This window comes from Candidatus Flexicrinis affinis (assembly GCA_016716525.1).
GTDB lineage: Bacteria > Chloroflexota > Anaerolineae > Aggregatilineales > Phototrophicaceae > Flexicrinis > Flexicrinis affinis.
The window spans coordinates 1,437,946-1,462,744 of record JADJWE010000001.1 but is presented as its reverse complement, the minus strand read 5'-3'; the positions used below and the strand labels follow the sequence as shown (position 1 = coordinate 1,462,744).

Genomic DNA, 24,799 nt, shown 5'->3' with positions numbered 1-24,799 from the left:
TCAGTCGGTGGCAGTGCTTTCCTGATCGAGGCTAGCCCAATAGATCTCCGGCCGGAACAACGTGTGTACAAAGATGCGTTGGTCGTCGGAAATGGTCAGGCCCGCAAGCGGCGCCGACAGGTCCGTATACAGGATGAGCTCGACCTGATCGTTATCGCAACCGCCGTTCTCGGCGCATTCGCCCGGCATCACCCGCCCGACAACCCCGCGTGCCCCAATGGCGTAGGCAAAGTACAGGTAGCCATCGGGCCCCATGGCGATATTCGCCACATTCTGCAGCCCACGCACAAGAGGTTGAAAAACGATTTCGTCCCCGCTTTCGACGGCCTCGCGATCCAGCCATTCAATCGCCCTGCGCGAACTGCCGCTGTTGGCGACATAGACGCGTTCGTCGTCCACCGCCACGCCGGTCGGGGATCGCAAGTCGGCGGCAACCGTCTCTACTTCTCCTGTCCGCGTCACGTGCATCAACGCGTTTGCGCCCAAGCTGGTAATCAGGAACGACTCTTCGTCGAAGACCGTGATACCCCACGGGGTGTTGAGATTGTCCGCCGACGGGCTTGGAGCACGCGTCTGGTCGACGTCGAGCAAGCGGCTAGTATCGCTGTCTGGCACCCACACACGCGGACGATCCGATTCGCCTTGCTCGACAACAAGGGCGTGACCATTTCGAACACCGCTGATAAACGTCCGGGTCGAGCCGCTCACGCTGTCGACTTCGTAAATCGTCCAGTCACCTGTACAAACGACGTACAGGAAGCCATTGAACCACTGCATGCCGTTCGGGCGCTGTACGTTGCCCGTAATGACAGTCAGGTCTTCCTGCGTCAAGACCTCGAACGGCACACGCACTTCGGTCGCTTCGGCTTCTGCGGTGGGCGTGGCTATGGGTGTAGGCGTGGTTTGATACAGGGCCGCAAGCAGGGCGGCAATAACCCCTAGGATCACCATCCAATCCGACTCCTCTGTTACTCGTCGTCCGACGTTTCGAATCCGGGAATTAGGCCTGCTGCTGCGTTCGCGCTGTCTAGCGCGTCTTCAATCATGTCGAGCAAGTCGTCGTCTTCGTCAGCGCCTGCGCGCTCGGCGAGTGCCTCAAGCACCCGGACAGCCTCCTTGCCGCCGATTTCGCCCAGCGACCATATCGCCGCGCCGGCAAGCTGCCGTTCCTCGGCCAATGCGATCTCGGACAACGGACGGACAGCCTCTGCAAGCTCAAGTTCACCGGCAGCGCGTGCCGCTTCGTATCGATCTTCGGTGGTTCCGCGCTCGAGCTCATGAATCACATGATCGCGCCAGCGGGCATCACTGCTCACTCCCATAGCGAAAATCGATGCGGTCTTGAGCATCGGTTCACCGGACTCGTACGCCCTCGAAATCTGCTTGGCGACGCGTGGGTGGCTGCTGTAACCGAGCGACTCAATCGCACGGCTTCGCACGAGGGGCCCGCTTTCGTTGCTTGCTGCGACGCGCAGCAAATAGTCCACGACGGAGTCGTTCAAGGCTGCGTCGAGTTTCCCGAATTCGCCCTCCAGGACGAAGGCGCCAAGTGCACGGATGGCGCCGGCACGGACAGTCTCCGCCTCGTCATTCTGGGCCATTTCAAGCAGTATCTCGGCATGACGCTGGCTCGTCACATGGACGCATAGATCGATAGCGAGGCAGCGTACGTCAGCGTCGCTATCGTCGAGGGCCATAATACCGAGCAGTGCGAAGTCGGTCGCGAAGTCCGTTTCACTGGCTTCGATCAACGCCGTCATCAAGTCGCGTTTTACCTCGGCCGTCAATGACTCCCAAACCGGGTACATGTCGATGATCTGCGTCGGGAGCAGTTCGCTCAATCCCTGCACAATCGTCGGCGGGATCATCTGTCCCGGTTCAAGCTGCATGACTAGCGCGAGCGTCTGTGTGAAGCTGGGCCCAACCGGGCGAATTTCGTCTTTCAGTCCCATTCTGTCGTTCTACCTCGGAAGTAGGTTGAGAATCGGCTCGCGGATATCCTGTACGATGACCACGATACCGATTGCGAGTAGGAAAAGCATCCCGATAATCATGATTGCTTCCTCGCGGCGCTGCGAAAGCGGCTTGCCGCGGAGAATTTCGATCAGGATGAACAGGATTCGGCCACCGTCTAGGGGCGGCAGCGGAAGCAAATTGGTCAGGCCAAGCGCGATGTTGACCAGCGCGATGAAGCTGAGAATACGCGTAGGCGACCCGGTCTCGATACTGTCCTGGAGGAACGACCCGCCGATTTGGCTAATCCCGACAATGCTGATCACACGGCCTTCTTCAGGCGCTGCATCACCGGACAACAATCGCGCCGGAAGGCCCAAAATTGCATCGAACACGTTGCGGATTTCGGTAACGCCGTAGACGATGGCGTCTGGCAGCGATAGCGGCACGACCTGCGTTAGTGGCCCGGCCGTATACAGGCTTGCACCTAGACCGATCGAGTACACGTCTACCGTAACCCCCGCACCGAGGTAACCTTGTCCGGGCGCAGGATTGAGGCGCGGTGTCACGTTCAGCGTTACCTCTTCGTCGTCACGCAGTACCGTCAGGGAAACGGGCGTGCCTGCGCTCTCACGATTGATTTCCTGCAATATGCTGAACGGGTCGCTGCTGGTCTGTAGATCGACCCCGGCGATACCGATAATCGCGTCTTCGAGCTGCAGCCCGGCATCGAACGCAGGCGAGTTGGATTGGATCGATCCTACCACGAGCCGGCTCCGGAAGTCTCGAAGATCCGTGCGTTCTTGATCAGTCAGTGCGAGTTCGATTTCGCGGTGTTCGACGGGTCCGTCTTCGATCGGGCGAACTAAAACGCCCAAAGTGACAGGCTGATTCTCGGATTCGAGAACTGCGAGAAGCTCCTCCAGCGACTGATACGGCGCCCCGTTTACTGTCTCGATGACGAATTCGTCTCCCTCGGCGATCGCGTATAGGGGGCTATCCGAGGTCACGTTACCGGCGACATATGCTTCGCCAATCGGTTGATCGACCCCGATCAACCCGATAATCACGAACACGACCAGCGCCGCGAGAACATTTGCAATCGCCCCCGCCGCCATGAACACGATCCGGCTCAATGGCTTGGTCTCGTTCACGGTTTTGGTCTTCGTAGGCAGTCGACTTGGTTCTATCGCCGCAAGTTCTGCGCGCGCGGCATCAGTCTCCGCCTCGCTCAACGTCTTGATCATGTCCTCGCCAAGTGGCCGGACAAACCCGCCGAGCGGAATCAGGTTGAGCGTGAAGTCGGTCTCACGCCAGCGGAACAGGCGCGCGATCTTCGGCGGATATCCGATTCCAAACTCGAGAATCGTAATGCCTACGGCCTTGGCCGCAAGCAGATGCCCAAACTCATGCACGATCACTGCGGGGATCAGGACGAGCCCGAACGCTACGAGTGACGATAGAAGGTCGCTTCCGAGGAGAAAATCAAACATGGGCTGACCTGTGGCGGTACGCTGCCTTTCTGTGGTCGGTGCACGAAGTATACCGGAACAATTGGTCGACTCGCGCGTGATATCTACATACGTTCATCGGTTGTTTAGCCTACGACAAGCGCCGGACCGCCTACGCCTGCACGCAGCGTCGTGTGTACGCTCACCAGTGATTGCACGCGGCGTTCGACCTCGTCGGCGTCGCGCGATGTCGTGATGCAGTGAACATTCGGTCCGGCGTCTAGCGTATAACACACTTGCAGCCCTTCAGAACGCCAACGCCGGACGGCCGCCATCAGTTCAAGCGAACCGGGAAGCCAATAGAACAACGGCGGACTGCTCGTCATCATCACCGCGTGCATCATGTCGGAGTCGTGCTCCACGACCTGCGCAAGCTGCGTGAAGTTGCGCTCAAGTAGGGCTGCGCGGCACGTATCGATGCGGCCATTCGCTGTCGAAACACGCTCGCTCTGAAACTCGCTTGTCGCCGCGACTGCGTGCCCCTCGCGCGATCCAACATCCTTATGTGCGTCCGATATCACCGCAACCACATCGACTAAGTCCCAGTGGTCCGGCCCGGCAATGCTGAATGCATACGACGACTGATCGGTTTCACCTGCAACCCATTCCACATATCCGCCCGGCACTGAACGCGATGCCGAACCCGAGCCCAAGCGTGCAAGGGCACTCAATTCGCGTTCCGGCAGCGTGATACCGGCTGCCGCAACGGCCGCAACCGTCAACGCTGCGAATGACGATGCAGAGGACGCGATACCTGCCCCCATCGGGAAATTGTTCTGCGACTGTACGTCTACCCTACCCGTCAGCCCAAGCCGCTCACGCAAATGATCAACGTGACGGCTGACGCGATCCAGCGCAGGACCGGAAGTCGGCTGCCCGTTGAGAGTCAAGCTATCATGCTCCGCATCGTTCAACCACGTGACACGCGTCTCAGTGTAGAGGCCGTCGAGGTTCATGCTGAGCGAGCCGTTCGACGGGATTCGAAGCCGCTCGTCGGCATTGCCCCAGTACTTGATGAACGCGATATTCGGATGCGCGCGCGCAGTCGCGGTACGATTCACTGCAGCCACTTCCCTAGACAAGACGAAACGTCAGCATTGTACCGGAATCGCCCTCAGATATAATCCCTTTCTGATAAAGACCTCAACTCCGTGAGAGGATCATCGGTTGCCTGTCCTGATCGCGCTGCTTCGAACGATGCGGCCCAAGCAGTGGACCAAGAACGTCCTGTTCGTGTATCCAGCGTTGATCGCCGATGGTCAGATGTTCTTGGCGGTTCCGTTTCTGCGCGTGACGGCGGCGTGTGCGCTGTTGTGCCTGATCGCGGGCGCCGTATACATCCTCAACGATCTCGTCGATATTGAGAGCGACCGTCAGCATCCACGCAAGCGATTGCGGCCCCTACCCTCCGGCGAGCTTCCCACGTCTATCGCGCGCGCTGCAGCTATCGTGTTCCCTGTTGTAGGCTTGATCGTCGCCTACCTTCTCGACTGGCGCCTGAGTGTCGTTCTTGGCGCGTACTACATCCTGCAGTTGTTCTATATCTTCTGGCTCAAGCATGTGGTCCTCGTCGACATCATGGCGTTGACGGCCGGGTTCGTTCTGCGTGTGGTGGCTGGAGTCGTGGTCATCGAAGTCACGCGGTTTTCACCATGGCTTTACGTCTGCCTAGGTCTTCTCGCCATGTTTCTGTCCGTCGCCAAGCGTCGGCAGGAACTCATTCTGTTGGGAGACGATGCCAGCGCGGTAAGAAAGACCTATGGCGACTACTCTCTGCCGCTGCTCGATGAACTACTGCGCATCACAGCCACAAGTACGTTTATCGCCTACACGCTCTATACGATAGAAACCCCATCTCCCTTACTTGCGCAGACCAATCTGGCGCTCGCCACTGTGCCATTCGTAATGTACGGCTTGTTCCGGTACCTGTATCTCATCTACGTGCGGGGCGAGAGTGCTCCTCCTGACGAGGTCTTGCTCAAGGATCGTGCGCTCCAAATCGATATTGCGCTTTATGCACTGGCATTCGCAGTCATTCTCTATGTCGTCCCGCGATAAGTCCCCTAACGCCAGCGCTCCCGGCAAGGTGATCTTGTTGGGTGAGCATGCCGTCGTGTACGGTCAGCCAGCGATTGCGTTTCCCGTGTCGGCACTGCGGACGCGGGTAACCGTCGATGTTGCGGATCAACTCCGCGTTACCTCTGCGATATGGGACCGGTCATATCAGATTGCCGACGTTGCGATGCATGCCGACCCGGTGTACTCGGCCATCAGCCTGACGGCGGAAGCTCTCGGAATCCCTATCCCTATTCGCCACTACACCATCGAGTCCGATATACCTGCAGCAAGTGGCCTCGGAAGTGGAGCGGCGCTGTCAACTGCGCTCGGGCGTTCCGTCGCCCTAGCGGCTGGCATCGACATCGATCCGGCGGTGCTCAATGACGTCGTCTTCGAGGTCGAGCGTCTCTATCACGGGACGCCGAGCGGTATCGATAATACGGTCGTCGTGTACGAACAGCCCGTCTACTTCGTAAGAGGTCATCCGATCCAACGCCTTCACGTGCGGGGAGAGTACACGTTCGTCGTAGCCGATACAGGCATTCGTGCGCCTACGCGCGAGTCCGTCGCGGACGTTCGCGCGCTCATGGTGACTCAGCCGGCAGCAACAACAGCCGCCGTTTCCGCAATCGGCGAACTCGCAACGCGCACGCGGGATGCGCTAGCGGTCGGCGATAGTCGGGATGTGGGCAATTGCATGAACCAGAATCACTCCTTGCTCCAGCAGCTTACCGTGTCATCGCCGGAACTGGATCGCCTTGTACAGGCCGCGATCGACGCGGGGGCGATCGGTGCGAAACTCTCGGGAGGAGGGCGCGGCGGAAACATGATCGCGCTCGTCGCCTCAGACACCGCCCCTGCAGTCGAGGCTGCTCTTCGTGCCGCAGGTGCGGCGCACGCGTTTGTGACCGTGCTGCGCACAGGTACGGAGGTCGCGCCACGATGACAACTTTGCTCAAGCTCGGCGGTTCGCTGATCACTGATAAGCGTGGCGAAAAAGCGTACCGTCAGGATGTGATGCGGCGAATCGCACATGAGGTCAAACGGGCCAACGACAGTTTCGCGACACGGCTTGTCATCGGCCACGGCAGCGGGTCGTTCGGGCACGTACCTGCCAGTAAGTATGGCACGATCAGCGGCGTGCATTCTGACGAGGAGTGGCGTGGTTTCGCAGAAGTCGCCCGCGTTGCGTCTGAGCTCAACGAGCTTGTCACGGCGGAATTATGGAATGCGGGCTTGTCGGCCATGCGGATGCAGCCCTCCGCGTCGATCATTGCGCACGACGGCGTGCCCGTGCAAATGGACATTGCGGTAATTTCACACGCCCTCGACCACGGTCTGATTCCGGTCGTCCATGGCGATGTGGCGTTTGACGAGGTGCGCGGCGGGACAATCGTCTCGACCGAGTCGTTGTTCACGTACTTGGCCGACCGGCTTGCCGTGACGTCGATCATACTCGCTGGGGAAGTGCCGGGCGTGCTTGACGACGTCGGGCAGGTCATCAAGCGAATCACCCCGGGTATCGCGGGCGGCGTTGCGCATCTTTTAGGCGGAAGCACCGGGACCGACGTAACGGGCGGAATGCTGACCAAGGTGACCGACATGCTTCGGCTTGTCACGCAGTATCCGTCTCTGCGAATTCAGATTGTCAACGGGTTGGAGACTGACGCCATATTTCGCGCGCTGGTCGGGAACTACGACGGCGGCACGGTTATCGTTGCCGACTCAGGCGCCTAGCTGCGACCGAAAGCCCGGCCGCTGCAAGGATAATTCCGATGGCCGGCGCGGCGACGACCCACGGCGCACTTCGGACATCTGCACGCCCGTCGGCGATCATGCTCCCCCACTCCGGCGAAGCAACATCCCCGGCAAAGCCAAGAAACGACAGGGTGGTGATCATCAGCAGACAAGACGCAAAAGCCGTGACGGAATAGGCCAGCAGCACGGGTTTCGACACGGGCAAGATGTGTACGACGAGAATGCGCCAGCGACGCGCGCCGAGTGAACGAGCGGCAGTAACGTGAAGCTGCCCGGACGTCGATTGAATCTGATCCCGAAACACGACTGCAGCCAACGGGATATGGCTCAGCCCCGCGGCGACCGCAACTGAAATCCCCGTACGGTCAAGCGCTGTCAAGATCACCATTGCGGCCACAATTGACGGCATCGAAAGCAGGCTTTCGATCACTAGGTCGCCCACACGCCGCACGAAGGGCATCGCCCCAAATGCAGCAATCCCGCCAAGCAGGGCGGCACCCACAAGTGCGACAGCCAGAGCAACGCCGCTCCCGGCCAACGTCGGCAGCGCACCCGCTACAAGCCGAACAAGAACGTCCCGGCCAAGCGCGTCCGTGCCCAGCAGATGATCGGCACTCGGTGGCAAGCGCGGGTCGAAGACGAAGGTTGCATACGGATCGGCGTTGTGCAACATGGGCAGCGCGATCAAAACAGCCAAAGCACAGATCAAAGTCAACGCGGCAGCGCGATTACGCATCGAGACGCCCCGGCTCATCCCTGCCGGCCACCATGCGGGCAATCGTCTGTCCGATAACATAGAGGCTGGCGGCGTACAACACCAGTCCCTGCACGACGGGATAGTCCCGTCGCATTACACTGTCGAGCATAAGCCGGCCAACTCCGCCCCTCGTGAACAGAGCTTCCGTCACGACTGTGCCGCTGAGCAGGAAACCGAACTGCACGGCAATCAATCCCAGCAGGGGCCGCATCGCATTAGGCATGACGTGAATCCAAAAGACCCGGCGCGGCCGCAACCCCTTGCCGCGCGCCGTTGTGACAAAACTGCGCTTCTCGAGATCGGCGATATTGGCGATAAGCGGTATCGCTATCGTCGACGCTACGTAGAACGAGAGCACCACCGCCGCTGCCACGACGTTCTCAAGCGACGAGGGACTGGGAATTCCGAGTACCGCGATTGCCAGTGTGCCAGTAATGAACGTCGGCGCTGCCGAGCCCACGATACACAGCGAGCTGACGATGCGCCGAAGTCGAGGGTTCGCACTGGTGCCCGCTGCGATCACGACGAACGCAGTCGTAAAGAGCAGGCTGGTCGAGGCGAGTACCACGGTGCTCGGAAGCCGCTCACCGATCAGTTCCGACACAGGACGACCGCCGTACAACGATACCCCGAGGTCGCCACGCACGAGCTGACCGACATACGCAGCGTACTGAACCGCGACCGGATCGCTGAGACTTGCGTCGGTGCCGTCAGCCGACGGGAACGCATCGTTCGACCCGGACTCGACTTGCTGCGCGCGTAGAGCACTGCCAGGCAGCAAACGCACGCCCACGAACGCTATGGTCACCGCGACAGCGATTGTTACCAGCGCGTATGCTACTCTAGCCGCTAGGGTCGTAACTCGCATTGTAGATAATCGGATACCAGCCGTAGACGTCGAAGCGCAGACCTCGCACGCGGCTCGACACGCCGTTCAAATTCACCTTGTGCCGGATGGGCACGATGAGCGCCTGATCCATGATCGCTTGCTGGATAGCGCCGTATCGTTCGGCGCGCAGACCCGGGTCAAGCTGCTGCACGGCTTCACGCATCAGGTTGTCGAATTCTGGACTCGCAAAGCCCGTCCAATTTCGTGCCGCGTCGGTGGTGAAGTATGTCCGCAAAAAGGCGGGATCGACCCCGTACGATGTGAGCGACACTAGGTTGTATTCGCCATTGTCCACGGCACTGACGAGCGACGGAAAGTCCGGTACCGCCACCGGCTCAACACGCACACCGATCGTACGCCACTGATCCTGAATGACCTGCACGATCTGCCGGTATTCTCCCCATGGCGGTACCAGCACACGCACTGTCAGATCGCCGCCGGCGTCGTCCCAATAGCCGTTCGCGTCGGCATCCACAAAGCCCAATGTGGAAATCAGCGCACGCGGCTGCTGTACGTCGAACTCGTATTGTTCGACCGAGACGTCGAGATAAAACTGGACTCCGGGTGTTAGCGGACCCTGCGCTGCCGGCGAAAAGCCCTGATAGATATTGTCGACGATCGTCTGTCGATTAAGGCCGATCAATAGGGCTTGCCGAAATGTCGGATTATCCGTAGGAAACTGCCGGACGTTAAACAAGAATTGGTCAGGTTGGCCGGGAATGCGTACGGTCTGGAGGTCAATCACGCTGCTTCCGACAACGACACGCGCGTCGCTAGGCGGGAGTTCGCCGACGACTTGCGCGTCCCCCTGTTCCAGCGCAGTGAGGCGTGTGGACGGATCGACGAAGAAACGAAACTCGATTTCCTCAATCGGGTTCGCGCTCGGCGCTTGATAGAACGGCGGACCCCACGCATAGTTCGGGTTTCGGCGCAGGACGATTCGCTCATCGGGGATGTACTCGACGAACGTATAGGGCCCCGTCCCCACTTGATTGAACTGGTACCGTTCGCTCGGATAGGTGCTCAAGGCCGTGGGACTGGCGATACCGAGATAGAACTGACTCAGTCCATCGAGCAGCGGACTAAATGGCTGAGCCAAGATGATCGAGATCGTGTAATCGTCGGAGATTTCGTACCCGGCGTAAGGCCCGAGCAGCCCGAGTGCTGCCTGAGACCGCGTTTCCGGTGCTGTGATACGGGATAATGTCGTACCGACAGCCGCGGCGTTAAACGGTGTCCCGTCGTGAAACGTGACGCCCTGCTTCAACGTGAATGTATACGTGGTTTGATCAGGCGACACCATCCACGATTCAGCGAGCCCCGGCACAAACTGCCCGGTGTCCGGATCGCGATAAACGAGCGTGTCGTAGACCTGCCGGAGCACGATGCCGATCTCGGATGATTGGTTCACATGCGGGTCGAACCCGCTTGGCGAGAGTGTCAAGCCGTAGACGATTCGATTGCGCGACACGGCGGTCGATGGATTGGACGCGCACGCAGTGACAATTCCACAGGCCACTACGAGCGCCAACCAGAAGAGAACGGGGCGTTTCCACGGTACGCGTAGAGACATGGTTCCAGTATCTAGGCCGTTACACTAAAATGGAGCGGCTAGATTCTACCATGCCGCGCGGAGCCATCGGAGGCCGATTGTCTGCATTTCGTTCAGGGCTTCTCACCCCGCCTCGTGAAGAGGAAGAGCGCAGTCCGTTCCGGCCCGTTTGGCGAAGCCTGATCTTCGAGCAGTACGGGATGTTTGCGGTTGTCGTAGGCACGTTCGCCGTTCAGGTGTTTCTGGGTTTTGCACCTCCAGACTCGCTATCCCTGCCCATCAATGTCGCTCTGGCAGTGCTTCCAGTCGTGTTGTGGTTGATCTGGTCGTACGTGCCGGAACAACGCGCACCTCAACCCCGGTCCGGCTTGATTCTGATCTTCCTCATGTCCGGGCTGTTGAGTCAGGCAGTCGGAAGGCCTCTGATCAACGATGTACTTCGCGTCCAAGAGTGGCTGCCGCTGTCGTCGGCGCTGACGCGCATTGCAGGATACTCGTTAACGACGGGACTCGTTGAGGTAGGAATCTGCTATCTCGTCATTCGCGCGATTGTGTGGCCTAACAACGTACGGTCACGCTACGATTTTGTCGCCTATGCTGCCGTCGCCGCGCTTGGATACACACTCATACCAAACATCGAATTTGCTGTTACGGGCAATCCGCTTGCGTATGTCGTCGCGCTGCATACGGCCGCCGGGGTCACGACGCTAACGATGGGTTTGGTCGTCGTCGGCTATGGCATTGCTGCCGTTACAATTGACAGCGTGTCGGCGCTGGCCCAGCCGATCATTCTCGCTGTTGGAGCGGCCGTAGTTGGCGTGTCGATCCCCCTCTTCGGGGGATTCCTTAATGCGTCGTTTTCGGCCGGCGGCACATCGCTGCCGCGCTATTTGTTCGCCATCCTATTCGTCGGGGCCTTCTTGACCGGGTTGATCTTCGTCATGCACTTTCTTTACCGATTCTCCGAGCGTCAGTCGGCCGAACGACGGCTCGGAACACCGGAGTAGCTCGTGGCGGCCTATTTCGACGACATCGATACGACATCGCGGCGTGTTCGCTTCGCCCACTACTTCACCGTAATCTACATGGTGCTCGCGCTCATCGTTGCGCTTGGCCTGCGCGATTCCTCTCTGTTCGCTACGACGCGGTTCAGCAATGCCGAGGTTGGTATTGTCGCCTACTATCCAGCAAACTGGCTGCTCGACACCAGCGGCAGCGTAATGCGCGCTACGGACGTCAGCCAACGCGAGTTCAAGACCGTCATCGAAATATCCGTGCTGCCCTTTGGAACCCGTATGAGCGCACGCAACATCATCGACGACTTGACGTTTAAGCGGCGGGAGTCCCTGCCCTACTATCGCAGCCTGACCACGTTCCCTTCCCTGCTCCGTTCGCAAGACGAGGTCATCGTTAACGAGTATACGTTCGTCAGCGCCTTGAACGACCCTTTCCTCGTCTCGGTTCCAACCGTCGTCGTAGGACGCGACGTTGCGATTGAACGGCGAAATCAGGTCATCCTCGTGACGTTTCAAGCGGATGCCCGCGTCTATGAACGCGAATTGGCAGTCTTCGAACGATTTCTGGATACGTTGGAATTCTAGCCCCAATGTTTCGATTCGCAGCCGTACTCGTTTTCGTGATTACTCTCGCCATTGAGGTCACTGCACAGGTCCCAGCAGTATCGTTCGACCTTGCCCGTGTGCAACGCGCGACCGTTCAGATCATGCAGGCCCGTACGGCTGGCGGAGGAACACAAATCACATGTGTCAGCTCAGGCAGTCTGGTCACACCGACCGGTCTGATCTTGACGAATGCGCACGGCACGGTCCATAACGAGAGTTGCGACGGCAATCTCTTGATCGTCGCCATCAGCGTGCGTGACGGCGAACCGCCGGTTCCGACTTTCCGGGCACAGGTGATTCAGGCCGACAACGGTCTCGACATCGCGTTACTTCAGATCGTCGCGGAATTGAATGGACAGCCAATCGACAGTTCTTCGCTGAGCCTTCCTTATACGGAGGTAGCGCGACCTAGCGATGTCATACTCGATGAGACCGTGTACGTGGTCGGATTTCCTGGGATAGGTGACGACCCTACTACCGTAGTGCAGGCCAGCGTGCAGGGATTTGCTGCGGAGCCTCGCGCTGAAAAGTCCTGGCTCAAGGTACGCGCCGTTCAAGGCGATGTGACCATCAGCGGCCCAATGTCGGGTGGCGGCGCGTACAACCGCAGCGGTTTGCTCGTCGGAATTCCAACCATTGCCCCGCTGGTCCGTACCGCCGACTCGACAAGCTGTATCCAGATTCAGGATACCAATCAGGACGGTTTGATTACGCTGCAGGACGCGTGTGTGCCGTTGGGAGGTTCGATCAACACCATCCGTCCTGTCGCTTTCGCGCTTCCGCTTCTCCAAAGCGCGCAGCTCGGGATTGCGATCCGCACCACTACCGAGACTTCTCTTGTGAGTTCACCGGTCCCGCAGATTTCGAACTTGTTCTTCGCCCCTTCGGTTACCAACGGGATGCCGACGACGGTGTTGGCTGACATGCCTGCCGGCGCGACTAGTCTGTACTTGTTTTTCGACTACCGCGGAATGCGGCCCACCACCGTGTACGAACTGCGCGTCGCCGTCGACGGCGTGACGAGCACGGTGTTTAGCCTTCCGCCGGTGCGTTGGAGCGGCGGCGAAGCCGGCCTGTGGTATATCGGGCTTACCGGTCAGGCGCTGCCCAACGGCGAGTATACATTTACGCTCTTGGTTGATGGGCAGGTATCGGGTGATCCAAAGACGATACGTATTGGCGGCGGTGCCCAACCGAGGCCCACATTTCGCAGCATCGCATTTCTCGTCTCTACCGGTGAGAATCAGGCCTTTGGCAATGGCTACATCCTTGGCCGTGGATCGACCGTGACTGCGCAGTTCACGTATGACAATATGGTGGACGGTCTTGAATGGGCTGGGGTCTGGTACTTCGGCGGGCAGGAACTCGAGCCTCGCGTGGGAGGCCAATGGAACACCGGCCAAGCCAACGGCTCGCAGTCGACATCATTCACCGTGCCCGGCGGGCTGCTGCCGGGACGCTATCGACTCGAGCTGTACATCCAAGGGACGCTGAGTGCCTTGGCAGACTTCACCGTCGCTGGAATACAGGAAGAACTGCGCCCGCGCGTGTTCAGTCGTCAGCGCTTTGCGGTAGCCGACACACCCGCCGACGCCATCGGTGCGCGACCGGCAACCTCGGTCACAAACACGATTCAGCGCTTGTTCGCAGTCTTCGACTGGGAATCGATCGCAGTCGGTACGCTCTGGCAGGTGACAATCAGCGTGGACGACCGCGTTCTGTTCGACAGAATCGCCCCGTGGACCTTGCCTGAAGACGGCGCCGGCTACTGGATCGAACTCACGGCCAACACTGCTTTGCCTGACGGACGCTATCGCCTCGACCTGCAGATGAACGGCATTCTCCTCCAGCGCGTCGAAGCAGAAGTCGGCATTGGTCAGCTCCCAATCGACATTTTCGCACAGGGCGCCGGCGTGCTGCTGCGTGGTCGAGTGATCGATGCCGATTCACGTCTCGGTGTCGAGAATGTGACGATCGTGGTTCTCAGCGAACAATTTTCGGTCGAAGATTATCTCGCACTGGCCGATCAGGTCTTCACGATCGCCACTACGGATCGTGACGGACGCTATCAGTTCTCCGACCTGCTCCGCTACGACGTGCCGTACAGCATCATTATCACCACGGACGGTTATCTACCAATTACCGCCGACGGTATAGTCGTAGACGAGACGACCGCGAACCCGCTGGAAATCGACATCTACATGACCAAAGGTTGACCGTGGCGGAGACCGAACGACTCGACATCGAAGTGGCACGCCGGGGCTTAGCACCTAGCCGCGAAAAAGCCCGCGGCATGATCATGGCTGGCGAGGTGTCCGTAGACGGTGTTGTGCGAGACAAACCCGGAATGCGCGTTCCGATCGACAGCACAATCTCAACCAAAGCCAAGCCGCGATTCGTTTCGCGCGGCGGCGACAAGCTGGATGCGGCACTGGTTGCGTTTCAGTTTGCGCCTCAGGGCTTTGTCTGCGCAGATGTGGGCGCAAGCACAGGCGGTTTCACGGACTGCTTACTCCAACATGGTGCTGCACGCGTCTACGCGATCGATGTTGGTTACGGTCATCTCGATGCGCGCCTAAGAAGTGACCTACGCGTTGTCGTTATGGAGCGCACAAATGCCCGGTTCGTCGATCAGCTCGATGAATTGGTTGATCTTGCTGTTGTGGACGCGTCGTTCATTAGCCTGAAGCTGCTGCTTCCCGTAATGATCCGGTGGCTCAAAGCCACCGGCAGCGTGATCGCGCTGATCAAGCCGCAATTTGAGGCAGGGCGTCGAGATGTCGGTAGAGGTGGCGTTGTGCGGGACATGGCGGTACATCGGCGTGTACTGCAGGAGATCCTCGCGTATGCGGCTGAGATCGGCCTTTACCCGCGGGCATTGATGCGATCACCGCTTGTCGGTCCTGCGGGCAATATCGAGTTTCTCGTCTGGCTGTCTGGCGAACAGTCCAGCAGCGACTCCAAAGCGCTCATCGAGCAAGCGCTCGCGGCAGACCGGTAGCGACGCCCGGCCATCGTTCTGATATACTGCTTGCCACATTCAGCAGACAGTAATGGACGTCGATCCGGCCCAATCATGGACCAATCCCATATCCGAAATTTCTGCATCATCGCTCACGTCGATCATGGCAAATCAACGCTCGCCGACCGGCTTTTGCAGCTCACACACACGGTCAGCGACCGTGAGATGCAGGCACAAGTGCTCGACAGCATGGATCTTGAGCGCGAACGCGGCGTAACGATCAAGGCGTCCGCCGTGCGTATGCACTATCAGTCGCAGGACGGTTCCGAATACCTAATCAACTTGATCGATACGCCGGGGCATGTCGACTTCACGTACGAAGTGAGCCGTGCGCTGCAAGCGTGCGAAGGCGCGATTCTTGTCGTTGATGCCAGTCAGGGCATTGAAGCACAGACACTCAGCAACGTGTATCTTGCGCTCGAGCAGGATCTCGAATTGGTCCCCGTCATCAACAAGATTGATCTCCCCGCGGCTCGTCCCGATGAAATCGCCCACGAGGTCGAAGAACTGCTTGGTACCCCGGCCGAGGATATCGTTCCGATCTCAGCCAAGAACAACATCGGCATCGACACCGTGCTCGAGAAGGTCATCCGCGCCGTTCCGCCGCCTTCAGGCGACGCCAGCGCACCTCTGCGCGCTCTTGTCTTTGACAGCCACTACGACTCATACAAGGGCGTGGTCGCGTATGTACGCGTGATCGACGGATCGGTGTCGTCACGGGAAAAACTGCGCCTGAAGGCGACCAACGTCGCGTTCGAACCCGTGGAACTTGGCGTCTTTAGCCCGGGCATGCTGGCCGTCGATCAGTTGCAGACAGGCGAAGTCGGCTATATCGCCACCGGGCTCAAGACCGTCAAAGAGTGCCGGGTCGGCGATACAGTTACGCTGGCCGTGGGCGGGGCGAATGACCCGCTGCCCGGCTATCAGCAGGTCAAGCCGATGGTGTTTGCGGGAATCTACCCGACTAACAATGACGAGTACGGTGAGCTTCGTGATGCCCTGGAGAAACTGCAGCTCAACGATGCGTCGCTGCAGTTCGAACCGGAGAGCTCTCAGGCACTGAACTTCGGATTTCGTGTGGGCTTCTTGGGGTTGTTCCACATGGAGATCATTCAAGAGCGGCTTGAGCGCGAATACGATCTCGATATTCTTGCGACAGCCCCGAGTGTGAAATATCGCATCGTCAAGCGTGACGGCGAAACGATCGAGATTGATAGTCCGGCACAAATGCCAGACGAGTCGGTCATCGCAGAGATCAGCGAACCGTGGATGAAGATTCAGGTGTATACCCCGCAGGAGTTCATCGGGCCAATCATGGATCTGGTGATCAAGAAGCGCGGGATCTACGATACAACCGAGTATCTGGATCGGTCTCGTGTGGTGCTGCATTACCGTCTTCCGCTTGCCGAACTCATCATCGACTTTTACGACCGGCTCAAGAGCGTCACACGGGGATATGCGAGCCTCGACTACCAGTTCGACAAGTACGAGACGGGCGATCTGGTCAAGCTGGACGTATTGGTCAATAACGAACCGGTCGACGCGTTGGCGTTGATCGTCCATCGGGAGGACTCCTACCACAAGGGCCAGCGCTTGGTATCGCGCTTGAAGGAGCTCATCCCGCGGCAGATGTTCGTCGTTCCTATTCAGGCGGCGGTTGGAAAACGAGTGATCTCACGTGCGAACGTGAGTGCCATGCGCAAAGACGTGCTTGCCAAGTGCTACGGCGGCGACATCACGCGCAAGAAGAAACTGCTTGAGAAGCAGAAGAAAGGCAAGAAGCGCATGAAGATGATCGGCTCCGTAGAGGTGCCGCAGGATGCGTTCATGGCGCTGCTCAGCCTCGATGACGAGGACTAGCCGGTTCTGGGTTGGCTGAGAAACTCAGCGGCGGCAATCCTGAGCGATGTGCGGAAGTCGAGGCTGCGTGCTTCGTCTAGCAGTGGCGAGCCGGCGAGTTGAAACATCGCGCTCCCGATATGTAGATCGAACCATTTGACAGTCCTGAATCCATTGTTGGCTGTCGCGATTAATCGTGCATTTGGCACAAAAGTGTCCCACGAATCGCCGACGACGGTGATTGCATCCGGTCCGAACGAAAGATCGTCGAGCAGCGCCGCAAACGCCGGATCCGCAAACGGGCCGTCGATCACGGTGAGCGCGGACTCGGAGAAGAGGCGTATGGAGCGTTCCAGAGCGACTGTTCCTGTCCCGCCGAACCGCGCATACGCTGCCAGGTCGAACACAACCGCCCCAAGATACTCCCCTGTCGCTTCGAGTATCAGCCTGCCGTACGGGAGGAGTGGTTCGTCATACCGCTGCGCTTCAATCGGCAGGTAGTCGAATCTGGGCGAGATGTACAGCGCAAGCAGTCTCTTCTGCGCCGCAATACCGTGCACCTTGTCACTTATGTCACGCATGAGCCGCTTGTTCTTCGATCATCCACCACAACTGAGCCATCGACCATGTCTCGACCCAACTGCGGATAAGTTCGGACCGAGCACCGAATCCGTAGCTGCGCGACCTTGTGCGGCCGCCATATGAGACGTAGACGGACGTACCCGGTTGCTGATCGCTAGCCTCATCGATATCCTCAGCCGTGACCACGACAACACACGCACGATTACTTGTGCCTTCACCACTATCGGCGAGCACACGGCCCGCCGCCTCGGCTATGCTGCGATAGGATACGTCCTGCGCATCTGGCAACTCGCTCAGTAGTGCCGCGACTGTGGGATATGCCTTACGATCAACCACGTCGGTGCCCAAGTCGGCTAGAAGCCCGGCAATTCCGCACTCCACTAGGGAGACGCCGATATTTCGTTGCTCGAGGCGCTTGTGGAGTGTTCCGGCAAGCGTCTCGCTATCGACCCCGTACACATAACGGCCGATTCTTTGACGAAGGTCGGTTTCGACCGTTTCGATCATCGCTTCGGCATCTGCGCGTGTCGCGGCCTTGGCCGTAATTCGCACATCTACCTGGCCGTTATGCGCCGCCAGCCCCACGGTTGGATTGCCGCTCTCCAGCAGTTCGTTGCCGATAAGCTCGTCTAGCGCGCTCTCCCCAATCCCCGCCGTATGCAGAACGCGAGGGAGGATCACGCTTAAGTCATAACGCGACTTGAGCAGCGGCAGCACCTTGTCGTTCATCAGGAACTTCATCTCACGCGGTACGCCGGGTAGCGCGACGACGAGGCTGCCGTTGTGTTCGACGGCAAACCCAGGAGCCGTGCCCACGGCGTTCTCCAACACGATTGCCCCGTCAGGCACGTAGGCCTGCCGCCGATTGTTCTCGCTCATCACTGCGTGGAAACTGCGGAAACGGTCGGCGATTTGGGCGTAGAGGTATTCATGGAATTCCAGCTCGCGATCCGTTGCATCGGCGACCGCTTCGCGTGTCATGTCATCGACGGTCGGCCCAAGCCCCCCGCACATAATCACGATGTTGGAACGAGCCATCGCCATCTTCACGGTTTGAGCAATCCTTGCCCGATTGTCACCGACTGATGTCATGTAGAGGACGTTGATGCCGTAATCACGCAGGAAACGTGCTAGATAGACCGAGTTCGTATCGGTGATCTCACCGAGTAGAATCTCGGTGCCGACACTAATCAACTCGCTGTTGATGGTTTGGGTCATGAGATTGGATCACTTTCGACGGATTTGTTGCAATTCTTGTACTCGCGCAATTATAATCTGCTGTGGTTGGAAACGTAGTTATGCAGAATGCAACAAGTCTGTGCATGTTGCACAAACCAGCCGGATGTTCATAGGTCACTTAGTCTCTGGAGGATACTGTGGCGAGCATTTCGTTCAAGCATGTGTACAAGCGTTATGGCAACAATGCCGTTGTCAAGGATCTGAATATTGAGGTTGCGGATAAAGAGTTCCTCGTATTCGTCGGACCTTCGGGCTGCGGCAAGTCGACCAGTTTACGTATGCTCGCCGGTTTGGAGGAAATCAGCGAAGGCGAAATCTGGATCGGTGATCGCATCGTGAACAACGTTGCCCCGAAGGATCGCGACGTCGCGATGGTATTCCAGAGTTACGCGCTCTACCCGCACATGACGGTCTACGACAACATGGCGTTCGGCCTCAAGTTGCGCAAGACTCCCAAGAACGTGATCGATCAACGCGTGAAGGAAGCGGCCGACCAGCTCGGTATTGCGCAGCTTCTGGATCGTCGCCCGCGTCAGCTCTCGGGCGGTCAGCGGCAGCGTGTCGCCGTCGGTCGCGCGATTGTGCGTGAGCCGAAGGTCTTCCTCATGGATGAGCCGCTCTCGAACTTGGATGCCAAGCTCCGCGTCGAGGCGCGTTCGTTCATCTCGAAGCTGCATCAGCGCCTCGGTACCACGTTCATTTACGTGACCCACGACCAGGTCGAAGCTATGACGATGGGTACGCGCATCTGCGTGCTGAACGCTGGCGAGCTGCAGCAGATCGATTCGCCGTTCAACCTGTATCACCACCCGCACAACCTGTTCGTTGCCGGCTTCATCGGCAGCCCTGCCATGAACTTCTTTGACGGTACACTCAACAAGGTCGACGGGCAGCTCATCGTTGATCTCGGCGCGTTCAAGATCCCGGTTCCCGCAGCGAAGCTTGCACGTTTCGAGAAGGCGGCCGGGAAGAAGGTTATCTTGGGCATCCGTCCTGAGGACATTCACGACGTCGAGTTCAAGCCGCAAGGCATCACCCCTGCCACGATTGAGGTCAACGTCGAAGTTGTCGAGCAAATGGGCAACGAAGTCAATCTCTACCTCGAGGAGCAGGGCAAGAACTTCATCGCACGCGTTGACCCGCGCACGAAAGCGTCGGTTGGCAATCGCCTCGGTGTGGCTCTGGCTACCGACAACATGCACCTGTTCGATGCAGACACGAAGATCTCGCTTGCCGACATGAGCTGATCGGTTCCGCAGCCAGCACGTCAGAACAAAAAGAGGCGCTCCGTTTACGAGCGCCTCTTTCTTATTGGCTGTGGTTCCCGACTCTCCATATTTTGAGGACGGGCCGAAACTTGTAACCGTAGATGATCATGCCTCGTTCTCCCTCGGTGGAGAGCTTCCGCGTGACCATTTCGACGCGATCTCCGATGGAGACTTTTCCGTCGACATCCGTCAACTGGGCGGTCACCATGGGGCCTTCGTCTAAGCGTACGAGCGCGATCATGTACGGTGCTTGATCTTCGAAGCCGGTCGGAGGTTCCATCACAACAGTGAAGCTCTCCACCACCCCACGGCCCGAAAATTGCACGCGCTCCGGCGTGACCAGAGGTGCAGCAGTCGTCATGATCAGCCTACGCTGCAGTGCGTTCGACTGCCGGTAGTTTGACCTCAGTCTGATGCGAGTCGCGCTCTTCAGCAATAGCTTCAGCCGGAGCGACCGTCTTGCGTGGTTCAAGACTGGTCTCACCGTCCGCGAGCACGTAGCCTTCCAGACGGTAGCGGTTTGCGTTCAGTCGCCAATGCCGGGAAATCTGCATACTGTCCTCACTTCTTCCATTCGCAACTTCATGTTCAACGATAGGCGGTCGCCGCTCTCAAAAGCTCTCACCGCGGCCGTGTCGACTATCACACACTCTCAGTCTGTACGGCGCAGCACATGAGTGAATACAGATGCACCAAAACCACCTACGGACTGAATCAGCGCAAACTCTGCATCAGGAACCTGATTGTCACCTGCAAGTCCCATGAGTTGTGTGTAAGCCTCTACAGCCTGATATACGCCGGTCGCGCCCACGGGATTGCCGCGCGCCTTGAGCCCGCCGAACGTGCTCATCGGAACATCACCTGTCGGCCGCAGCCGCGTACCCGAGTCTGCTGCAAGGCGCCATCCATTCCCAGCCTCGGCGAGGCCGATAGCTTCTATCGCCAGTACCGACGCGATAGTGAACGAGTCGTGCAGTTCAAACAGATCGATCTGTTCGAGTGACGCTTCGGCCTGTGCTAAGGCTGCACGTGTTGACTTCGTTACTGCCTCGAGTGACAGCAGTGTCTTGCGATTGTGGATCGCGAGGCTGTCGCTCGCTCCCCCACTTCCTGCAATGACAACTTTACCCGAGGCGGTGTTGCGAACTCGTGTCAGCAGAACCGCCGCTGCACCGTCTGCGTCTGGGGCGCCGTCGAACAGTGTAACGGGATCAGCAACCATGCCGGCCTTGGAGAACGCGCCCGGTTTCAACGCGTTTCGGAACATCGCACGCGGGTTTGTCCGGCCATTTGCGTGCGCATTGATCGAAAAGCCTTCGAAGGCCTCAAGGCCCACACCGTACTCGTGCATATAGCGACGCATCACTAGGCCCGCTTGAGCGGACAGTGTTAGCCCGTGCGCGGCCTCAAAGTCCGCATCAAGAGCGACGCTTCGCGCAGCGACACGTGCGCTTGCGATGCTGTCAGTCGACTTTTCGACACCGACCACCAGTGCGGTCTCCACCGCTCCCGATTGGACTGCCAGATAGGCTGCACGCAGCGCCGCGCCGCCGCTGGCATCCCCTGCCTCTACAGTAAACGTCTCTACACCGGTTAGGCCGCTGATTGACGCTAGCAGTGGGCCCAATTGAGATTGGCTGCTCATGGTAGACCCGAATGCGTTAGCCACGATCATGAGGTCCGGCCGAAGCCCTGCCGCGGTGTCCAACACCTGTCCGATGACGTCCGAACCGAGGTCACGCAGGCCGGCCGACCAATGTTCGCCGACTTCAGTCTGTGCAGCTGCGACAATTGCTACATCTGTCATGTCCCTAGTCCTTCAGCTTGCCGCGATAGCGGGTGTACGTAGCGTAGTCAATCACCGTGCGCCGGCTAATGTAATCACGGGTGGATGGCGCACGCCCTCGGACCTGCTCGATGCGGTCGGTAACGAGCAAGTCGAATGCGTCTGAACCCGCCCCGCTACCGTAGCTCACCATGAGAATACGATCGCCGGGTTTCGCCTCGTCCAGAATCGCGGTCAGCCCGGTCATGCACGAGCCGGAATACACGTTGCCAATCTCGCCGGCGAGTAGACCGAGCTTGATCTGTTCCTGCGTGAATCCGAGCATCTGCGCTGCGCGCGACGGGAACTTCACGTTCGGTTGATGGAATACAGCATGCGTGTAGTCGGTAGCCTTGGTCCCCATAAGTTCCATGAGCTTCGCGGCGGACGACAGCGTGTGGCTGAAGTATGCTGGATCGCCGGTGAAGCGGTCGCCATGGCTCGGAAACGTCTCTCCTGAACGACGCCAGAAATCCGGTGTATCAGTGACATAGCTGTAGCTGCCCTGATACACAGCGACGGCTTCCGAGGCCGGCCCAATAAGGAACGCCGCACCGCCGGAAGCAGCAGTGTACTCGAGCGCATCTCCCGGTCGGCCCTGTGCGGTGTCCATGCCGATGCTAAGCGTATAGGCTCCCATTCCACTGCCGACAATACCAATCGAGGCTTGAACCGCCTCGGTGCCGGCCTTACATGCGAATTCCCAATCCGCGGCTTGTATGTTTGCGGAGGTCCCGATGCTCTCGGCAACGATCGTACTGGTCGGCTTCACAGCATACGGGTGGCTCTCGCTTCCAACCCACACTGCACGGATCAGGCGGGGATCTACACCTGCCCGGGCGACCGCATTGCGTGCCGCTTCGATGGACATCGTCGTGACGTCCTCATCAAGCCCAGCCACAGCCTTTTCTGTCACGGGTGATCCGCCAAGACCATTGGTCCACACCCGGGCGACTTCCGAGCCGGGCAGCCGGTAACGGGGAACGTACGCACCGTAGCCGACAATCCCAACTTGCTGAATCGGCCGCATCAAAAGCGATCCGTCCGTCTGGGCGCTTGCGCGCGCTCCGTGTTCCATACTCAGGACTCCCTTAATGACGAGACAATTTCGATGGCGCGCTCAAGGCGAATTTCGCCGTCTTTACGCAGTACGTCAGCCACATGCTCCACCTCCTCCGCGACCGCACCGGCAGCGATTGCCAGTTGGCGCGCGTGGAGCCGCATGTGCCCCTTCTGAATTCCGTCAGTAGCCAGCGCACGCAGCGCAGCGAAGTTTTGAGCCAATCCGACGGATGCGATTACCGTCGAAAGCTCTCGCGCGGTCTCGACGCCCAAGATTCGCAAGGCGACCTGGGACATCGGATGAACCTTCGTCGCGCCACCTACGATGCCGACGGCAAGCGGCATATCGAGCTCAGCGATCAAATCGCCATGTTCATCTTGGCGATAGCGCGACAGGCTAGTATACGAGCCGCTACGTGCAGCAAAGGCGTGCGCTCCTGCCTCGACCGCACGCCAATCGTTACCAGTCGCGATCACCACCGCATCGACGCCGTTCATCAAGCCTTTGTTGTGCGTAGCGGCTCGATACGGGTCGACATGCGCAAACGCCCACGCTTCGACAACACCACGCGCAACGGCACGGCCACTCTCCACGCTATCGCCAAGCGCCGAAGCCGGGATACGACCACTCACCTGGACCCTGCGCCGATCGGTAAGGTTACTCAAGATCCGCAGCACAACCCGTCCACGAGTAATTCGCTCGACATCCGGTGCAATAGCTTCCAACGCTGTGTTGATCGCGTTGGCACCCATTGCATCCACGGTGTCAAGCAAGAGGTGCACAATCAGCATCGGACCAACTGGCGAATCTGCGAACGGACGAACTTCAATGTCCCGAGCACCCCCACCCCGCCGGACCAAACTACCTGCGGATCGATTCGCAGCGTCAAGCAGCATTACCTTGTTCGACAGTACGGATTCGCTTGCAGCACTCAGATCGGGCACGTCCAGAACCTGGATCTGACCGATCATCATGGGATCGTTAGCCTGTGCTGAAAACCCCCCGCCTGCACGAAACAACTTCGCAGCAAAACTCGCTGCTGCCACCACCGATGGCTCTTCAACCACCATCGGGACCAGTCGCTCCACTCCGTTCACGACGAAGTTAGTCGCGATGCCGAACGGAAGGCCGTACACCCCAACCACATTCTCAATCATGTGGTCGGCAGTCGGCAGCGACAATACGCTATCGAACGGTAATGATTCCCCGGCGAACGCACTTACGATCGAACGCCGTTCCTCAATGGGTAGCTTGTAGAACTTGCTTACCTGAGACGTTTTAGTCATGAAAATACTGTAGGTATGCCTACCTGCAAAAACCTCTCACCTCCGCAAACCACAATGACTATGCGAATTTTAGAGATCTGTTTCATGCCACGTTCACACGTGGCCCGGAAACGGAAGAGGGCCGGATAATCCGACCCTCGCCAGCCCCACGACCTACACCGCAACTAGTCGGGCAGAATACGCGTATCCAGATAACGATCCAGGATCGTTACGAACATCAACCCGAGCGGAACGACTGTAGTCAGGAAGTAAATGATCCCATACTGCTGAATCGAAATGGCGCGAGCGTTCGGATCCGGACTCAGCGCAGGTAGCAGGAATGTGATAATCAACAGGCCGAGCACAAACCCCGTGCCCATACCGATCACCCACACCAATATGCGCCGAAACAACAACGATGACATCCAGCGGTCTCCTCTTTCCACCCGGTACTCACGCATCGTATTGTACCGACGCATCGCGCCGCCCCGCAAGCGCAAAACCAAAACCCGTCAGTTGAATGGCAAATGAACATACGCTACACTTCCCCTTTGTTTCGTCATTCGCCATTCTTCAGCAAGCGAGGAATGTCTCAA

At 58.7% G+C, this 24,799-nt stretch carries 24 protein-coding genes; 9 read left to right on the top strand and 15 right to left on the bottom strand.

The window, feature by feature from the left end:
- From IPM16_06215 to mvaD, 4 genes are all read right to left on the bottom strand, one after another.
- On the bottom strand, positions 1-951 hold the full coding sequence (locus IPM16_06215) for a hypothetical protein (protein MBK9122702.1): 951 nt from the start codon (positions 949-951) through the stop codon (positions 1-3).
- 17 nt (positions 952-968) lie between these two features.
- On the bottom strand, positions 969-1,952 hold the full coding sequence (locus tag IPM16_06210) for a HEAT repeat domain-containing protein (GenBank protein ID MBK9122701.1): 984 nt from the start codon (positions 1,950-1,952) through the stop codon (positions 969-971).
- Positions 1,953-1,961: 9 nt separating this feature from the next.
- Positions 1,962-3,446 (bottom strand): RIP metalloprotease RseP, encoded by a 1,485-nt coding sequence (rseP, locus tag IPM16_06205; GenBank protein MBK9122700.1) that lies wholly within the window; start codon positions 3,444-3,446, stop codon positions 1,962-1,964.
- Between the two features lie 104 nt (positions 3,447-3,550).
- Positions 3,551-4,525, bottom strand: a complete 975-nt coding sequence (mvaD, locus tag IPM16_06200) for a diphosphomevalonate decarboxylase (protein MBK9122699.1) — start codon at positions 4,523-4,525, stop codon at positions 3,551-3,553.
- 106 nt (positions 4,526-4,631) lie between these two features.
- Here mvaD and IPM16_06195 point away from each other — a divergent pair, with 106 nt between their 5' ends.
- From IPM16_06195 to IPM16_06185, 3 genes are read left to right on the top strand one after another with little or no spacing between them, the layout of a single operon-like run.
- Positions 4,632-5,522 (top strand): decaprenyl-phosphate phosphoribosyltransferase, encoded by an 891-nt coding sequence (locus IPM16_06195; protein MBK9122698.1) that lies wholly within the window; start codon positions 4,632-4,634, stop codon positions 5,520-5,522.
- Positions 5,506-6,468, top strand: a complete 963-nt coding sequence (gene mvk, locus IPM16_06190) for a mevalonate kinase (GenBank protein ID MBK9122697.1) — start codon at positions 5,506-5,508, stop codon at positions 6,466-6,468. Before IPM16_06195 ends, mvk begins: the two co-directional genes overlap by 17 nt.
- Positions 6,465-7,259: an isopentenyl phosphate kinase family protein gene (locus IPM16_06185; protein MBK9122696.1), complete on the top strand. Its 795-nt coding sequence runs from the start codon at positions 6,465-6,467 to the stop codon at positions 7,257-7,259. The genes mvk and IPM16_06185 overlap by 4 nt, the downstream gene beginning before the upstream one ends.
- Here the strand turns inward: IPM16_06185 and IPM16_06180 are convergent.
- The 3 genes from IPM16_06180 to IPM16_06170 are packed head-to-tail and all read right to left on the bottom strand — an operon-like array spanning position 7,234 to position 10,397.
- Complete coding sequence (locus IPM16_06180) at positions 7,234-8,016, bottom strand: ABC transporter permease (protein ID MBK9122695.1); 783 nt, start codon at positions 8,014-8,016, stop codon at positions 7,234-7,236. The genes IPM16_06185 and IPM16_06180 overlap by 26 nt on opposite strands.
- Complete coding sequence (locus IPM16_06175) at positions 8,009-8,824, bottom strand: ABC transporter permease (protein MBK9122694.1); 816 nt, start codon at positions 8,822-8,824, stop codon at positions 8,009-8,011. The genes IPM16_06180 and IPM16_06175 overlap by 8 nt, the downstream gene beginning before the upstream one ends.
- A 55-nt stretch (positions 8,825-8,879) precedes the next feature.
- The gene (locus tag IPM16_06170; GenBank protein MBK9122693.1) at positions 8,880-10,397 is read right to left on the bottom strand and encodes a hypothetical protein; all 1,518 of its coding nucleotides are present in this window, start codon (positions 10,395-10,397) and stop codon (positions 8,880-8,882) included.
- A gap of 179 nt (positions 10,398-10,576) precedes the next feature.
- Here IPM16_06170 and IPM16_06165 point away from each other — a divergent pair, with 179 nt between their 5' ends.
- From IPM16_06165 to lepA, 5 genes are all read left to right on the top strand, one after another.
- Positions 10,577-11,485: a hypothetical protein gene (locus IPM16_06165; protein MBK9122692.1), complete on the top strand. Its 909-nt coding sequence runs from the start codon at positions 10,577-10,579 to the stop codon at positions 11,483-11,485.
- Between the two features lie 3 nt (positions 11,486-11,488).
- Positions 11,489-12,079, top strand: a complete 591-nt coding sequence (locus tag IPM16_06160; protein ID MBK9122691.1) for a hypothetical protein — start codon at positions 11,489-11,491, stop codon at positions 12,077-12,079.
- A gap of 5 nt (positions 12,080-12,084) precedes the next feature.
- On the top strand, positions 12,085-14,316 hold the full coding sequence (locus tag IPM16_06155; protein ID MBK9122690.1) for a trypsin-like peptidase domain-containing protein: 2,232 nt from the start codon (positions 12,085-12,087) through the stop codon (positions 14,314-14,316).
- Positions 14,317-14,318: 2 nt separating this feature from the next.
- On the top strand, positions 14,319-15,101 hold the full coding sequence (locus IPM16_06150; GenBank protein ID MBK9122689.1) for a TlyA family RNA methyltransferase: 783 nt from the start codon (positions 14,319-14,321) through the stop codon (positions 15,099-15,101).
- Positions 15,102-15,176: 75 nt separating this feature from the next.
- Entirely contained in the window at positions 15,177-16,982 is a 1,806-nt protein-coding gene (lepA, locus tag IPM16_06145) for an elongation factor 4 (protein MBK9122688.1), read from the top strand.
- Here lepA and IPM16_06140 read toward each other — a convergent pair.
- Both IPM16_06140 and IPM16_06135 read right to left on the bottom strand, forming a co-directional pair.
- Positions 16,979-17,542: a hypothetical protein gene (locus tag IPM16_06140; GenBank protein ID MBK9122687.1), complete on the bottom strand. Its 564-nt coding sequence runs from the start codon at positions 17,540-17,542 to the stop codon at positions 16,979-16,981. The genes lepA and IPM16_06140 overlap by 4 nt on opposite strands.
- The gene (locus IPM16_06135; protein MBK9122686.1) at positions 17,535-18,761 is read right to left on the bottom strand and encodes a CinA family nicotinamide mononucleotide deamidase-related protein; all 1,227 of its coding nucleotides are present in this window, start codon (positions 18,759-18,761) and stop codon (positions 17,535-17,537) included. The genes IPM16_06140 and IPM16_06135 overlap by 8 nt, the downstream gene beginning before the upstream one ends.
- A gap of 158 nt (positions 18,762-18,919) precedes the next feature.
- On the opposite strand from IPM16_06135, the gene ugpC reads away from it, so the two are divergent.
- Entirely contained in the window at positions 18,920-20,029 is a 1,110-nt protein-coding gene (gene ugpC, locus IPM16_06130) for a sn-glycerol-3-phosphate ABC transporter ATP-binding protein UgpC (protein ID MBK9122685.1), read from the top strand.
- Positions 20,030-20,090: 61 nt separating this feature from the next.
- Here the strand turns inward: ugpC and IPM16_06125 are convergent, their stop codons facing one another.
- From IPM16_06125 to IPM16_06100, 6 genes are all read right to left on the bottom strand, one after another.
- Positions 20,091-20,411 (bottom strand): Zn-ribbon domain-containing OB-fold protein, encoded by a 321-nt coding sequence (locus tag IPM16_06125; GenBank protein MBK9122684.1) that lies wholly within the window; start codon positions 20,409-20,411, stop codon positions 20,091-20,093.
- A 7-nt stretch (positions 20,412-20,418) separates the two neighbouring features.
- On the bottom strand, positions 20,419-20,604 hold the full coding sequence (locus tag IPM16_06120) for a hypothetical protein (protein ID MBK9122683.1): 186 nt from the start codon (positions 20,602-20,604) through the stop codon (positions 20,419-20,421).
- Between the two features lie 98 nt (positions 20,605-20,702).
- Positions 20,703-21,857 (bottom strand): hypothetical protein, encoded by a 1,155-nt coding sequence (locus tag IPM16_06115; GenBank protein MBK9122682.1) that lies wholly within the window; start codon positions 21,855-21,857, stop codon positions 20,703-20,705.
- 4 nt (positions 21,858-21,861) lie between these two features.
- Positions 21,862-22,953, bottom strand: coding sequence for a hydroxymethylglutaryl-CoA synthase (locus tag IPM16_06110; GenBank protein MBK9122681.1), 1,092 nt, complete (start codon positions 22,951-22,953; stop codon positions 21,862-21,864).
- A gap of 2 nt (positions 22,954-22,955) precedes the next feature.
- Positions 22,956-24,224, bottom strand: coding sequence for a hydroxymethylglutaryl-CoA reductase, degradative (locus IPM16_06105; GenBank protein ID MBK9122680.1), 1,269 nt, complete (start codon positions 24,222-24,224; stop codon positions 22,956-22,958).
- Positions 24,225-24,388: 164 nt separating this feature from the next.
- The gene (locus IPM16_06100) at positions 24,389-24,628 is read right to left on the bottom strand and encodes a hypothetical protein (protein MBK9122679.1); all 240 of its coding nucleotides are present in this window, start codon (positions 24,626-24,628) and stop codon (positions 24,389-24,391) included.
- Positions 24,629-24,799: the final 171 nt, after the last annotated feature.